The sequence below is a fragment of the Pseudomonas sp. TSRC2-2 genome, from assembly GCF_049897785.1.
GTDB lineage: Bacteria > Pseudomonadota > Gammaproteobacteria > Pseudomonadales > Pseudomonadaceae > Aquipseudomonas.
Window position 1 is genome coordinate 252,043 of the sequence record NZ_JAFCWZ010000002.1, and the last position, 13,490, is coordinate 265,532.

Consider the following 13,490-nt stretch of genomic DNA (forward strand, 5'->3'; position numbering starts at 1 on the left):
ATTTGCCTGCAGTTGACCTGCTTCCCCTGTAGGAGCTGCCGAAGGCTGCGATCTCTTGATTTTGCTTTTGAAGATCAAGATCAAAAGATCGCAGCCTTCGGCAGCTCCTACAATGGGTTGTTACTCGTTATCGCGGCCCTTGCGCCGGTATGGAAAGACGTCGATGACCTTCCCGGCCCGAATCGCTTCCTGCAAACCCTTCCAGTAATCGGCGTCATACAACTCGCCATGCAGCTGATCAAACAATTTGCGCTGCCCCGCATCGGCGAACAGAAACGGCGGAAACTCTTCGGGAAACACATCCAGCGGCCCGATCGAGTACCACGGCTCGGACGCCATTTCATCTTCCGGCGTGCGCGGCGCGGGGATGTGGCGGAAGTTGGCTTCGGTCAGGAAGCAGATCTCGTCGTAATCGTAAAACACCACCCGCCCGTGACGGGTGACGCCGAAATTTTTCAGCAGCATATCGCCGGGAAAGATATTCGCCGCTGCCAGCTGCTTGATCGCCAGACCATAATCCTCCAGCGCTTCGCGCACCTGCGCGTCGTTGGCGTTTTCCAGATACAGGTTGAGGGGGGTCATCCGGCGCTCGGTCCAGCAGTGACGGATCAGCACGGTTTCGCCTTCGACCGAGACCGTGGACGGCGCCACCTCAAGCAATTCCTCCAGACACGCCGGATCGAACTTGCTCAGTGGAAAACGGAAATCGGCAAACTCCTGGGTATCGGCCATGCGCCCGACCCGGTCGACGCTCTTCACCAGGCGATATTTTTCGATCACCGTGGCGCGGTCGACGTTTTTCGAGGGTGAGAAACGGTCCTTGATGATTTTGAACACCGTGTTGAAACCCGGCAGGGTAAACACGCTCATGACCATGCCGCGCACGCCCGGCGCCATGATGAACTGATCGTCGGTGTTGGCCAGATGATTGATCAGGGCACGGTAAAATTCGGATTTGCCGTGTTTGTAAAAACCGATCGAGGTGTACAGCTCGGCGATGTGCTTGCCCGGCAGAATCCGCCGCAGGAAGCCAATAAATTCGGCCGGCACCGGCACGTCGACCATGAAATACGAACGGGTGAAAGAGAAGATGATCGACACATCGGCTTCGTCGGTAATCAACGCATCGATCTGAATGCCCCGACCTTCGCGGTGCAACAGCGGAATCACCAGCGGCCATTGCTCATCACGGGTGTAGATGCGCCCGACCAGATACGCGCCCTTGTTGCGGTAGAGCACCGAGGAAAACAGCTCGACGCTCAGTTCCGGGTCCTTGCAGACCCAGTCCGGCAGGTTTTCGCGCAATTGCGCTTCGAGCCGCAACAAGTCGGCAGGCAAATCGGCGTAATTCTCGCTGAAGCGGTAGTCGGCAAACATGCTCGCGAGCATGGCCGACAACTGGCCCTGCGGCTTGTAGGTGCGGGTCTGCGCGGCGCGTGCACGGCGCAGGCTCGGGCGCGTGGTGTGGATGAACATGCAGCCGTCACTGATCAGGTCATGGCTGAACAGCCCGCAGAAAATCGAGTTGTACCAGGTTTCGGACAGCTCATCGTCGAAGCGCAGGTCAATCACACTGATGTAGGCGCTTTTCACCAGGGGCCAGCAACTGACGTTCATCAGGGTTTCTTCGTCGAAATACTCGCGCAGGCGAGCGACGGTTTCGCCGACCTTTTCTTCATACAGACTGATCCGCGCCGCTGACGCGGCCTGCGCCTCCTGCCAGCGCGCCTGTTCGAAGCGCTCCCGCGCGCCATCGGTGATACGGCGGAAATGCTCGCGGTAGTCGTCGAAGCCGGCGAGGATCATCCGGGCGATCTCGGTGGCTGGCCATTGCTGCGACATAGGTGAAACCTCGGCGGGAATTCGGTTCGTCTGAGCTTAGTCACTGAACCACTCGCAGGAAAAGCGCAATTTCTGCCAAAACCGATACAGGGCTGACCGTTGACGCGCTTTCTCGTGCCGACACCCCGGCAGGCAGAATTAAATGCCTGATTAGCGGTTGCCATGATCCGGACGCTCGGCAACACTCTCGTCCCGATCAAGGAAGGAGCCCGCCGTGAGCCCTGTCGATATTTTCCGTATGTTGTCGCTGGCCGCTATCTGGGGCGCGAGTTTTCTGTTCATGCGCATCATTGCCCCAGTGATCGGCACGATCCCGACCGGTTTTTTTCGCGTGTCCATCGCGGCGGCCGGACTGCTGGTGATCCTTGGGCTGATGCGCATCAGCTGGGATTTCAAGGGCAAGCTGAAAACCGTGATGTTGCTGGGCGTGATCAACTCGGGGATTCCGGCGACGCTGTATTCGGTGGCCGCACAAGTGCTGCCGGCTGGGTATTCAGCGATTTTCAACGCCACCACGCCGCTGATGGGCGTGCTGATTGGCGGGTTGTTCTTCAGCGAAAAGCTCACAGTCGCGAAGCTCGGCGGCGTATTTCTCGGCCTGTTCGGCGTCGGCGTGCTCACGCGCGCCGGTCCCGTAGCATTCGACCTGCAATTGCTGATGGGCGCGGTCGCCTGCCTGCTGGCGACGACGTGTTATGGCTTCGCCGGATTTCTCGCACGGCGTTGGCTGGATCAGGCCGGTGGGCTGGACAGCCGTTTATCGGCACTGGGCAGCATGCTCGGGGCCACCTTGTTTTTGCTGCCGCTGTTCGCCTTCAGCGTGATCACTGCGCCGCCGGCCAGTTGGGGCGGCTGGCAGGTCTGGCTGTCGCTGCTCGGTCTGGGTCTGGGCTGCACGGCGTTTGCCTACATCATTTATTTCCGCCTGCTCAGCTCGATCGGTCCGGTGAAATCGATGACCGTCACCTTCATGATTCCGCCGTTCGGCGTGTTATGGGGCGCGCTGTTGCTGGATGAGCCGTTGTCGATGGCGCACATTTATGGCGGGGTGCTGATTGCGGCAGCGTTGTGGCTGGTGTTGAAGCCGGCGGTGGTGAAGCCTGCCGAGATGGTAAATCGGTAATCCGCTTTGTTGGCAAAATCGCCATCGCGGCAGGCTCATGCCTACAGGGGAACGCATTCCGGTTGTAGGCATGAGCCTGCTCGCGATGGCGACGCAAGAGTCACCGCTTGTCTTTCTGTTATCCGGTCTTACGGAACACAAACACCAATCCAACAATGATCAGCAGCATTCCCAACACACTCAACGCCGCGAGCCGATTACCAAAAATCAGGTAATCCATCACCGCCGTCACCGCTGGCACCAGATAGAACAGGCTGGTGACATTCACCAGATTGCCCCGCGCGATCAGCCGATACAGCAACAGTGTCGCCAGCACCGAGACCACCAGGCCCATCCATAACACCGGGACAATGAAACCTGCGCTGTGCTCGAAGTGAAACGGCTGGAACGGTACGAACATCGCACACAGCAACAGGCCGGCCAGGTACTGCACCGGCAGCGTGCCGAGCGGGTTGTCGGTGATGCGTTTTTGCATGATCGAACCGAGCGTCATGCTCGCCAGCGCCAGCAAACCGAACAGCATGCCGGCCCAGGACATCCCGGCCAGACCGATGCCCTGATAAACCACCATGATCAGCCCGGCCAGCCCCAGCGCCAGACCGAATATCCGGCTCGCCGAGCGCTGGCGCTCCATCAAGACCACGGTGAGTATCGGCTGAACGCCCATGATCGTCGCCATCACGCCCGGTGTGACTTTGCAGTCCAGCGCCAACAGATAAAAAATCTGATAGGCGCCCAACAGCACCACACCGGTGGCGATCGCGAACAGCATCGGTTTGCCACCCTTGGGCAGCTTCAATTTCAGCAGCGGCGCCAGCAACACCAGCCCACACAGGGCGATGGCGAAGCGAATCAGCAAAAAGGCAAAGGGCGAAGCATGGGCCAGGCCCCATTTGGAGAAAATCGCCCCACTGCTCCACAGCAGAACGAACAGGCTCGTGGACGTCGCCGCGAGCGCGGATTGTTTCGAAAGGACAAACATGAATACCACCTGTAGTCAGGCAAGAAGCCAACTCAGCCGAAGCTGAAATCCAGTAGGTTTTTCTGGCGGACGCAGGGTCAGCAGAAACTGCCGTTCAGCCCCGGACGCCAACGCCCGGCGGCGATACGACTGCGCACACCGGCGTGCTACTGACAGGTGGAGGGTAATGACTGATCTGCACCGGCTGCTGATTCCCGCACGGCACGACGCCAGCGTTGACCGCTGAATCGACTACCGCGTTGATGAGGGATGCAGGCATTGATGCGGATCTCGTTGGGAGGAACGTGAATCGCCTGATTCACGAGCGCCGACTATAACCAGCGCGTGACACAGATTGCAATGACTTGGGCAAAGGGCCGCCAGCGATAGCGCGGTGCCGGGTGATTAGGGTAATTGGCGGTGGCAACGGATTGTCAGGAGACAGGGAATGCAAGAGATCATATGCCAAGGGAACGGACGTATTTGCGGTATCAGGTTTATCGGTCGGAGGCGAGGAAGCGGGCCGCAGTTACATTTGCGAAACTACACAGCGAACTCGAGGCGCGCGCAATTGTTGACGTTGATTATTCCAGGGTTCGCTTCAAAGCTATTGATGCGTCCGCCATGAAAGCTTATGAGCAATGGCTCGATCCGTATTTCTGCCGGGAGGAAATTGGCCGATGGAAAGCCAAAGAACCAATGAGCTTCGATTTGGCAATCTGATTTGATCGTGAACTGTGCGGACTTTGTTTCGCCAATCCGAATCAAAGCCGATTCGGCAGCCAGCAAATCGAAATTCAGGAGCCTCTTTCAGGAGCTATACCTCTATACCGTCCAAGCGGCGTATTAGCCGGATCGTCATTTTCCTTCCGCTAATAAAAAACCGCTCTCAAAGAGCGGTTATTGTCTGATCGAGTCTCACCCAAATAACCAATACCCCAGCAACGTCAGCACAACCACTGCCAGCACCGGGCGCATGACGCGGTAGGCCTTGGGATGGCGACGTTTCCACTGTTTGACCGCGCCGCTGAAACGGTCACTGAAGCTCTTGCTCCAGGCGTAAGCCTGGTTGATCCCACCGACGCGTTCATCATCAAGGTTCTGCGGCGCGGTGGCGCGGCCAAGCCAGCCGCTGATGAAGCGGTTGATGCGGGTCATCAGGCGGTTGCTCAGCGGACGCTCGATGTCGCAGAACAAAATCACGCGAGTCTGATCGGTTTCATTCTTGACCCAGTGCACGTAGGTCTCGTCGAACATCACGTCATCGCCGTCGCGCCAGGCGTAGACCTGACCATCGACAAAAATCCGGCAATCGTCGGAATTGGGCGTCGACAGGCCGAGGTGATAACGCAGCGACCCGGCGAACGGGTCGCGGTGCGGATTGAGATGACTACCGCCCGGCAACAGCGCAAACATTGCGCCCTTGACGTTGGGAATGGCACTGACCAGCGCTACGGTTTTCGGGCAAAGGGCTTCAGCCGATGGCAGCGGTTTGTCGTACCACTTGAGATAGAAACGCTTCCAGCCTTTCTTGAAAAACGAGCCGAAACCGGCATCGTTATTCTTCTCGGCGGCGCGAATGTAGCCTTCGTCAAACAGGTGCATCGCTTCGTCGCGAATGGTTTCCCAGTTGTCGCGCAGTACATCCAGTTCCGGAAACTTGCTGCGATCCAGATAGGGTCTGGACGGCACGCCGGAAAACAAATACATCAAGGCGTTATACGGAGCGAACAGCGCCGAGTGGTTGACGAACTGACGCAATACCGGCAAACGCGCCTTGCCGCGCAAATGCACATAGAGCGTGCTGCCCAGAAAGAGCAACAGCACAAACGCCTTGGCGGCAAACGAAACGGTCATCAACAACTCCTTGAATAAAGACAACGCTGCGCAATGCCCTTTACCCGGCATGGCAGCCGGCCATGATAAACACTACCGGCCTGCGGAAAAACCGCCCGACACAAGATTCAGTGTTAAGCATTACGCAACAAAGCCTTTATTAACATGCTGCACCTGAACCCTGGCTGACCTGAATCAACCGGGTTACTGCTGGTTCTCCTGCTCGGTGAACAGGTCACTGAACAACATGCTCGACAGATAACGCTCACCCGAATCCGGCAGCACCACGACGATGGTTTTGCCCTGCATTTCCGGCGTCTCCGCCAGCCGCACAGCCACTGCCATCGCGGCACCGCAGGAAATACCGCACAAAATCCCTTCTTCCTGCATCAGGCGCAAAGCCATGGCTTTGGATTCTTCGTCGGTTACCTGCTCAACGCGATCGACCATCGACAGATCAAGGTTGTTTGGCACAAAACCGGCGCCGATGCCCTGAATCTTGTGCGGGCTAGGCTTGATCTCGGCACCGGCCAACGCTTGCGTAATCACCGGCGAAGACGCCGGCTCCACGGCCACCGACAGAATCGGTTTACCGGCGGTGTTCTTGATATACCGCGAAACACCGGTAATGGTTCCGCCCGTTCCGACGCCAGCCACCAGTACATCGACGGCGCCGTCGGTGTCGTTCCAGATTTCCGGGCCGGTGGTCTTTTCGTGAATCGCCGGATTGGCGGGGTTATCGAATTGCGCCGGCATGAAATATTTGTCGGCATCGCTGGCGACGATTTCCGCAGCTTTCTCGATGGCGCCCTTCATGCCCTTGGCCGGCTCGGTCAACACCAGCTCCGCACCCAGGGCTTTCAGGACCTTGCGCCGCTCGATGCTCATCGACGCCGGCATGGTCAGCATCAATTTGTAGCCACGCGCAGCGGCGACGAAGGCCAGACCGATGCCGGTATTACCGGAGGTGGGCTCGACGATGGTCATGCCCGGCTTGAGTTTACCGCTGCTTTCGGCGTCCCAGATCATGTTGGCGCCGATTCGGCATTTGACCGAGTAGCCGGGATTGCGCCCCTCGATCTTGGCCAGGATGGTGACCCCGCGCGGCGCAATGCGGTTGATCTGGACCAGCGGCGTATTGCCGATGGAATGGGCGTTGTCAGCGTAAATACGGCTCATGGCTGGGTCCTTATGCAGCGTTGAATTCAGCCTTTCAAGGTAAGCCTGTTGCCGATCACAGTCCAGTCGGGTCGAACGTCTGCAAACGCGCGCAGTCAATCGGATTGAACCCATGCAACCCTCATCAGGGAACACTGTTCAAGGAAACACTCTCATGAAGCGTCGTTACAGCTGGCCGCTCTGGACCCTGGCGGGTGTCGTGGTGCTGCTGGTCGCCCTGCATTTCGCCCTGCCCTATCTGGTGCGCGACTACCTCAATGACAAGCTCGCCGACATGGGCGATTACCGTGGACAGATTACCGACGTCGACCTTGCGCTGTGGCGCGGCGCGTACAAAATCAACGGCCTGAAAATCGTCAAGGTCGACGGCAAGGTACCGGTGCCGTTCGTCGATGCACCGTTGATCGATCTGTCAGTGAGCTGGCATTCGCTGTGGTACGACCATGCCGTGGTCGCGCAGGTGCAATTTCTCAATCCTGAAATCAACTTTGTCGATGGCGGCGCCAACAAACAGAACTCCCAGACTGGTCAAGGCACCGATTGGCGGGAGCAACTGGGCAAACTGCTGCCGATCACCCTCGATGAAGTGCAGATCAACGATGGCCGCATTACCTTCCGCAACTTCAACTCCAAGCCGCCGGTAAACATGAATGCAAGCAAGGTCAATGCGAGCATCTACAACCTGACCAACGTCGTCGACAAGGAAGGCAAACGCGACGCCCTTTTTGAAGGCAAGGCTTTGCTGTTGGGTCATGCCCCTGTCGAAGTGACTGCTACGTTCGATCCGCTGAGCGATTTCGAAGATTTCGAATTTCGCCTGCGTGCCCGCGACATCGAGCTCAAACGCATGAACGACTTCGCGTCGGCTTATGGCAAATTCGACTTCAACGCCGGTCACGGCGATGTGGTCATCGAAGCGAAGGCAGAGAAGGCCCGGCTCACCGGTTACATCAAGCCCCTGCTGCGCGATGTCGATGTTTTCAACTGGCAGCAAGACGTCGAGAACAAAAACAAAGGCCTGTTCCGCTCGATCTGGGAAGCGCTGGTCGGCGGCACCGAGACCGTGCTGAAGAACCAGAACAAAAACCAGTTCGCCACCCGCGTCGAACTCAGCGGCAATGTTCACCAACAGGATGTCAACGCGTTCGAAGCTTTTTTGCAGATTTTGCGTAATGGATTCATCCAGGCCTTCAATGCCCGGTATGAACGGCCGAAGCCGGATGAGGGCTGAGTCACCATGTGACGCTCCATTCAGAGACTGAATAAGCCGTCTGCGTTCACAGTCGACCGGCGTGCGCGTTATAGTCGGCCATCCGATTATTTCGCCCCTTCCTGCCCGTAAGGTCAGCGTTACCGTTCGAGGATTTGCAGATGAAGTTCGAAGGCACCCAGGCCTATGTCGCCACCGATGACCTGAAGCTGGCGGTCAACGCCGCCATCACCCTGGAGCGGCCGCTGCTGGTCAAGGGCGAACCGGGCACCGGCAAGACCATGCTCGCCGAGCAACTGGCCGAGTCGTTCGGCGCCAAGCTGATCACCTGGCACATCAAGTCGACCACCAAGGCCCATCAGGGTCTGTATGAATACGATGCGGTCAGCCGCCTGCGTGATTCGCAACTGGGCAATGAAAAAGTCCACGACGTGCGCAATTACCTGAAGAAAGGCAAGCTCTGGGAAGCCTTCGAGTCCGAGGAGCGAGTGATTCTGCTGATCGATGAAATCGACAAGGCCGACATCGAGTTCCCGAATGACTTGCTGCAAGAACTCGACAAGATGGAGTTCTACGTTTACGAGATCGACGAAACCATCAAGGCGAAGAAACGCCCGATCATCATCATTACTTCCAATAACGAGAAAGAGCTGCCGGACGCGTTCCTGCGCCGCTGCTTCTTCCACTACATCGCCTTCCCTGATCGCAGCACCTTGCAAAAGATCGTCGATGTCCACTACCCGGACATCAAGAAAGACCTGGTCAGCGAAGCGCTCGACGTATTCTTCGACGTGCGCAAGGTACCGGGCCTGAAGAAAAAGCCTTCGACGTCGGAACTGGTTGACTGGCTGAAGCTGCTGATGGCCGACAATATCGGCGAAGCGGTGCTGCGCGAGCGCGATCCGACCAAAGCCATCCCGCCGCTGGCAGGCGCCCTGGTAAAGAACGAACAGGACGTGCAGCTACTTGAGCGCCTGGCGTTCATGAGCCGGCGCGGCACCCGCTAAGAGGCTGCTGCCATGTTGCTCAACCTGTTCAACGAAATGCGCGCAGCCAAGGTGCCGGTGTCGGTGCGCGAGCTGCTCGACTTGATCAACGCGCTGAAACAGCGCGTGACCTTCGCCGACATGGACGAGTTCTATTACTTGTCGCGGGCGATTCTGGTCAAGGATGAACGCCATTTCGACAAGTTCGACCGGGCCTTCGGCGCGTACTTCAATGGCCTGGAGAAACTAGACGACCACTTGCAGGCGCTGATTCCCGAGGATTGGCTGCGCAAGGAATTCGAGCGCGCGCTGACCGACGAAGAGCGCGCGCAGATCCAGTCCCTTGGCGGGCTGGACAAGCTCATCGAAGAGTTCAAAAAGCGTCTGGAGGAACAGAAAGAACGTCACGCCGGCGGCAATAAATGGATCGGCACCGGTGGTACCAGCCCGTTTGGCTCGGGCGGTTTCAACCCCGAAGGCATTCGCGTCGGCGATGCTGGCAAACGCCAGGGCAAAGCGGTGAAAGTCTGGGATCAGCGCGAGTACAAGAACCTCGACGATTCGGTGGAACTGGGCACGCGCAACATCAAGGTCGCCCTGCGTCGTTTGCGCAAGTTCGCTCGCCAGGGTGCGGCGGAAGAACTCGACATTGACGGCACGATCGACCACACCGCCAAAGATGCCGGCCTGCTCAATATCCAGATGCGTCCGGAACGGCGCAACACCGTCAAGCTGTTGCTGCTGTTCGACATCGGCGGTTCGATGGACGCGCACGTGAAGATTTGCGAGGAATTGTTCTCGGCCTGCAAGACCGAGTTCAAGCATCTGGAGTACTTCTACTTCCACAACTTCATTTATGAATCAGTGTGGAAGAACAACATGCGCCGCACTTCCGAGCGCACCTCGACGCAGGATCTGCTGCACAAGTACGGTGCCGACTACAAAGTGATCTTCATCGGCGACGCCGCCATGGCGCCTTATGAAATCACCCAGGCCGGTGGCAGTGTCGAGCACTGGAACGAAGAGCCGGGCTATGTCTGGATGCAGCGTTTCATGGAGAAGTACAAGAAACTCATCTGGATCAACCCCTATCCGAAAGATACCTGGGGCTATACGTCCTCGACGAATATTGTCCGCGATCTGATTGAGGATCAGATGTATCCGCTGACGTTGCGCGGGCTGGAAGAAGGCATGAGGTTTTTATCCAAATAAACACCGGATCGTCCCCCGTTCTGCGTGGGGACGATGCAGAAAACCGGCAGCCGTTACCAGCCTAGTTTGATGTAGGACTTGCAAAGCCTGTCCATGAACTCGCGGTCATCTGTTTCGCAAATGACCGGAGGTTGCACACCTCGCCGTTTTGCCACCAGCGCCATTTCTATCCTCTTCTGGGCCTGCAGCTTTCGCCGTTTTTTTCGTTCCAGATCGGTTTCAGCTGTAAGTAACTCTTCGTGTTTGAGTTCGCCATCTGCAGCAAAAAAGCGAAACAGGACATCCGTAGCAGCGTCCGCTGCGGCGTGGCCCCCGGCAATCAGCAGCATGGATTTGCCGTTCTGATTTCCATGGTGATGCCGGTCAAACATGCGTGTCATATCCAGTCTCGCCCTGGATATGAATTGTTCGAACATGGGCGCGAATCCTTCGAAGCCGAGCTTGTCGATGCTCAACTTCTGCAGATTGCCAAAACGATCCACCTCGACTTTATAAATCGCATCACTTTCGCCGGACTCATAGAACTCGACGATATGACGTTCGACCTTGGCCGCGCCTTCAACGCTAACCTGAACACTGACTTTCATATAACGCATCTGAAACTTCCTTGTGAGAGATGAGGTTCGATGATTTCACACATCGCCGAAAACCAATGTAGGGCAATGTCCTCGGGCTCAACGAATCGTCTCGGTTTTCAGTCCGAAGTTTGGACGATCACAAGTAGGACTTCAGATAGTTGTTATGAGCTTGCCATGCACGGTCCTGCATGACCGGAGCGAAGCGAATCCTGTCTCCCGGCAACTGTTGCGCCAGGCGCGCCATTGCCAACGGCGTCAGCGCCCCCAACCTTGGATAACCACCAATGGTCTGACGATCATTGAGCAGCACGATCGGCTGCCCGTCCGGCGGTACCTGCACCGCACCCAGCGGAATGCCTTCGGAAATCATGGGTTGCCCCTGATAGTGCAAGGCATTGCCCAACAAGCGAATGCCCATGCGGTCGGCACGACTGTCCAGCGTCCAGGCGGTGTTGAATGCATCAAACAGACTCTGGCCACTGAACTGGCCGATCTGTGCGCCAAGCACCAGATCCAGCGGTGCCTTCGATTGCAGATCCGGCCGCAGCGGCAACGGCACTTCACGCAGTAATCGCGATTCACCGCTATAACTCAGCGCCCCGCCCCTGGCCAGCGGTAATCCCATGCCATCAGGTCCACCCAGTTCTTCGCGGACCACCGTGGCGCTACTGCCCAGCACCTGGCGTGCATCAAAACCGCCGGGGGCTGCCAGATAAGCCCGGGCACCGAGCAAGGGTTGCGTAAATTGCAGTTTCTGTCCTTTGTGCAACTTGAAACTGCGCCATGGCGCCAGCGGCAGTCCCTCAAGCTGCGCGCCGAGATCCGCTCCGGCCAATGCCAGCAGGCAATCCTCCTCAGCCACCACGGCAAACCCGCCGAGGGTGATCTCAACCACCGTCGCATTCAGCGCATTGCCAAGCAGCCAATTGGCCCAGCTCATCGAACACCAGTCCGCCGCGCCGCCCTGTGTTACGCCGAGATGGCGTACACCAAAACGTCCGGCGTCCTGCAGCAGGCACAGCGCCGTACTCGCGGTAATCGTCAATCGGCTCATGCCAGCGCCTCCAACGGTGTGTCGTCGCCGCCCAGACGAACGAATTCAGCGTGATCCACGGCTTCGAAGCGCACTGTGTCGCCGGGCTGCATCAGGCTGTAACCGTCGCGATGCCGATCGAACAGTTTTGCCGGGGTGCGACCGATCAGGTTCCAGCCACCGGGTGAGACGACCGGATAAGCTGCGGTCTGCCGCTCGGCGATACCGACGCTGCCGGCGGCGACTTTCTTGCGTGGCGTGCTCAGGCGTGGCGTGGCGAGAATCTCTTCGACCAGGCCCATAAAAGCAAAACCGGGCGCAAAACCAAGGGCGAACACCTGATATTCACGTGCGCAGTGGCGACGAACCACCTCCGCCACCGGCAGCCCGCTGCGTTCAGCCAACAGGCTCAACTCCGGGCCGACGCTGAGGTCGTACCAAACCGGCAAGACGTGACAGTGCCCAGCACTGCGCGTACTCGGCGCCAGATCGACCAGCGCGTCGGCGATCCTTTGGCGCGCTTGAGCCGGACTCGAAAGCGTCAGATCGAAATGCACCATGAGCGTGGTATAGGACGGCACCAGATCGATCAACTGTGCGCCAAACGCCGTGCGCAATCGCTCGCTGGCGGCGAGCATCCACGGCATGTTGGCTTCGGCGATTTCATCGAACAGACGCAGCATCAGGCAATCGAGGGCTACCACTTCAATCCTTGGAGTCATGACGCACTCGACTGCTGCAAGGCTTGGCGAATGCGCTGCACGGCGGCTACCGAACTGGCGTTGTCGCCGTGGACGCACAGGGTGTTGGCGCGCAGGATCAAGGCGCTGCCATCGCTGGCAATGAGTTCGCCGCCACGGGCGATGGTCAACGCTTGCTCAATGATTGTCTGCGGATCGTGATGCACGGCGCCCGGCAACTGCCGCGAAACCAGCCGGCCGGCGCTGTCGTAGGCGCGATCGGCAAAAGCCTCGAACCACAGGGTCACGCCATATTCATCGCCGATTTGCTGCGCCGCCGCGTTGTCCCGGGTTGCCATCAACATCAGCGGCAGGTCGCGATCATAGGCGGCCACGGCCTGCACCACCGCACGCAGTTGCACCGGGTTGGCCATCATGTCGTTGTACATCGCGCCGTGAGGTTTGACGTAACTCACGCGCCCGCCCTGCACCTTGCAGATGCCGTCGAGGGCGCCGATCTGGTAATGCAGGATGTCTTGCAGCTCTTGCGCAGAACAGGCCATGGAGCGTCGGCCGAATCCGACCAGATCCTGATAGGCCGGGTGCGCGCCAATCTGCACGCCTTGTTCGAGGGCCAGCGCCACGGTTTTGCGCATGATGCTCGGGTCGCCGGCATGGAAACCGCAGGCGATGTTGGCGCAATCGATGAAGGGCATGACCTCGGCATCCAGACCCATGGTCCAGCTGCCGAAGCTCTCGCCAATGTCGCAATTCAATAGCAGGCGGCTCACGGTGAACACTCCTGTAGCTGCTGGTCTTTTTATCTGTAGGACAGTGCCGCGCAGGGTAT

13 protein-coding genes are annotated in these 13,490 nt (G+C 58.2%); 5 read left to right on the plus strand and 8 right to left on the minus strand.

What is annotated here, in order from left to right; all coding sequences use genetic code 11:
• Positions 1-120: 120 nt before the first annotated feature.
• On the minus strand, positions 121-1,842 hold the full coding sequence (gene aceK, locus ACP7D9_RS04155; RefSeq protein WP_426155815.1) for a bifunctional isocitrate dehydrogenase kinase/phosphatase: 1,722 nt from the start codon (positions 1,840-1,842) through the stop codon (positions 121-123).
• A gap of 214 nt (positions 1,843-2,056) precedes the next feature.
• On the opposite strand from aceK, the gene ACP7D9_RS04160 reads away from it, so the two are divergent.
• A complete protein-coding gene (locus ACP7D9_RS04160; protein ID WP_312996341.1) occupies positions 2,057-2,965 on the plus strand; it encodes a DMT family transporter in 909 nt (302 codons plus the stop codon).
• Positions 2,966-3,083: 118 nt separating this feature from the next.
• Here ACP7D9_RS04160 and ACP7D9_RS04165 read toward each other — a convergent pair whose 3' ends face one another.
• A complete protein-coding gene (locus ACP7D9_RS04165; protein WP_426155818.1) occupies positions 3,084-3,947 on the minus strand; it encodes a DMT family transporter in 864 nt (287 codons plus the stop codon).
• Positions 3,948-4,388: 441 nt separating this feature from the next.
• Between ACP7D9_RS04165 and ACP7D9_RS04170 the strand changes: the two genes are divergently transcribed.
• Positions 4,389-4,649 (plus strand): hypothetical protein, encoded by a 261-nt coding sequence (locus ACP7D9_RS04170; RefSeq protein ID WP_426155820.1) that lies wholly within the window; start codon positions 4,389-4,391, stop codon positions 4,647-4,649.
• A 195-nt stretch (positions 4,650-4,844) separates the two neighbouring features.
• On the opposite strand, the gene ACP7D9_RS04175 is transcribed toward ACP7D9_RS04170, so the two are convergent.
• Positions 4,845-5,783 (minus strand): aspartyl/asparaginyl beta-hydroxylase domain-containing protein, encoded by a 939-nt coding sequence (locus ACP7D9_RS04175; RefSeq protein WP_312996332.1) that lies wholly within the window; start codon positions 5,781-5,783, stop codon positions 4,845-4,847.
• Between the two features lie 183 nt (positions 5,784-5,966).
• Positions 5,967-6,941, minus strand: coding sequence for a cysteine synthase A (cysK, locus tag ACP7D9_RS04180; RefSeq protein ID WP_101158556.1), 975 nt, complete (start codon positions 6,939-6,941; stop codon positions 5,967-5,969).
• Positions 6,942-7,095: 154 nt separating this feature from the next.
• Here cysK and ACP7D9_RS04185 point away from each other — a divergent pair, with 154 nt between their 5' ends.
• The 3 genes from ACP7D9_RS04185 (at position 7,096) to ACP7D9_RS04195 (ending at position 10,349) form a co-directional block, all read left to right on the plus strand.
• Positions 7,096-8,172 carry a DUF748 domain-containing protein gene (locus tag ACP7D9_RS04185; protein ID WP_101158555.1) on the plus strand — a complete coding sequence of 359 codons (1,077 nt, stop codon included), beginning with the start codon at positions 7,096-7,098 and terminating at the stop codon, positions 8,170-8,172.
• 140 nt (positions 8,173-8,312) lie between these two features.
• Positions 8,313-9,158: an AAA family ATPase gene (locus ACP7D9_RS04190; RefSeq protein WP_076566454.1), complete on the plus strand. Its 846-nt coding sequence runs from the start codon at positions 8,313-8,315 to the stop codon at positions 9,156-9,158.
• 12 nt (positions 9,159-9,170) lie between these two features.
• Positions 9,171-10,349, plus strand: a complete 1,179-nt coding sequence (locus ACP7D9_RS04195) for a vWA domain-containing protein (protein WP_426155823.1) — start codon at positions 9,171-9,173, stop codon at positions 10,347-10,349.
• A 53-nt stretch (positions 10,350-10,402) separates the two neighbouring features.
• Here ACP7D9_RS04195 and ACP7D9_RS04200 read toward each other — a convergent pair whose 3' ends face one another.
• The 4 genes from ACP7D9_RS04200 to ACP7D9_RS04215 form a co-directional block, all read right to left on the minus strand.
• On the minus strand, positions 10,403-10,945 hold the full coding sequence (locus tag ACP7D9_RS04200) for a hypothetical protein (protein ID WP_426155825.1): 543 nt from the start codon (positions 10,943-10,945) through the stop codon (positions 10,403-10,405).
• Positions 10,946-11,063: 118 nt separating this feature from the next.
• Positions 11,064-11,981 (minus strand): biotin-dependent carboxyltransferase family protein, encoded by a 918-nt coding sequence (locus ACP7D9_RS04205; protein ID WP_101158553.1) that lies wholly within the window; start codon positions 11,979-11,981, stop codon positions 11,064-11,066.
• A complete protein-coding gene (locus ACP7D9_RS04210) occupies positions 11,978-12,682 on the minus strand; it encodes a 5-oxoprolinase subunit B family protein (protein ID WP_426155827.1) in 705 nt (234 codons plus the stop codon). The genes ACP7D9_RS04205 and ACP7D9_RS04210 overlap by 4 nt, the downstream gene beginning before the upstream one ends.
• Positions 12,679-13,431 (minus strand): 5-oxoprolinase subunit PxpA, encoded by a 753-nt coding sequence (locus ACP7D9_RS04215; RefSeq protein WP_312996312.1) that lies wholly within the window; start codon positions 13,429-13,431, stop codon positions 12,679-12,681. The genes ACP7D9_RS04210 and ACP7D9_RS04215 overlap by 4 nt, the downstream gene beginning before the upstream one ends.
• Positions 13,432-13,490 lie beyond the last annotated feature (59 nt).

Bases quoted from the DNA above. Each gene is read 5' to 3' on its own strand.
- ACP7D9_RS04205 (WP_101158553.1), bottom strand. From the start codon at position 11,981: ATGAGCCGATTGACGATTACCGCGAGTACGGCGCTGTGCCTGCTGCAG.
- ACP7D9_RS04170 (WP_426155820.1), top strand. From the start codon at position 4,389: ATGCCAAGGGAACGGACGTATTTGCGGTATCAGGTTTATCGGTCGGAG.
- cysK (WP_101158556.1), bottom strand. From the start codon at position 6,941: ATGAGCCGTATTTACGCTGACAACGCCCATTCCATCGGCAATACGCCG.
- ACP7D9_RS04190 (WP_076566454.1), top strand. From the start codon at position 8,313: ATGAAGTTCGAAGGCACCCAGGCCTATGTCGCCACCGATGACCTGAAG.
- ACP7D9_RS04185 (WP_101158555.1), top strand. From the start codon at position 7,096: ATGAAGCGTCGTTACAGCTGGCCGCTCTGGACCCTGGCGGGTGTCGTG.
- ACP7D9_RS04175 (WP_312996332.1), bottom strand. From the start codon at position 5,783: ATGACCGTTTCGTTTGCCGCCAAGGCGTTTGTGCTGTTGCTCTTTCTG.
- ACP7D9_RS04200 (WP_426155825.1), bottom strand. From the start codon at position 10,945: ATGCGTTATATGAAAGTCAGTGTTCAGGTTAGCGTTGAAGGCGCGGCC.
- ACP7D9_RS04195 (WP_426155823.1), top strand. From the start codon at position 9,171: ATGTTGCTCAACCTGTTCAACGAAATGCGCGCAGCCAAGGTGCCGGTG.
- ACP7D9_RS04210 (WP_426155827.1), bottom strand. From the start codon at position 12,682: ATGACTCCAAGGATTGAAGTGGTAGCCCTCGATTGCCTGATGCTGCGT.
- ACP7D9_RS04165 (WP_426155818.1), bottom strand. From the start codon at position 3,947: ATGTTTGTCCTTTCGAAACAATCCGCGCTCGCGGCGACGTCCACGAGC.
- aceK (WP_426155815.1), bottom strand. From the start codon at position 1,842: ATGTCGCAGCAATGGCCAGCCACCGAGATCGCCCGGATGATCCTCGCC.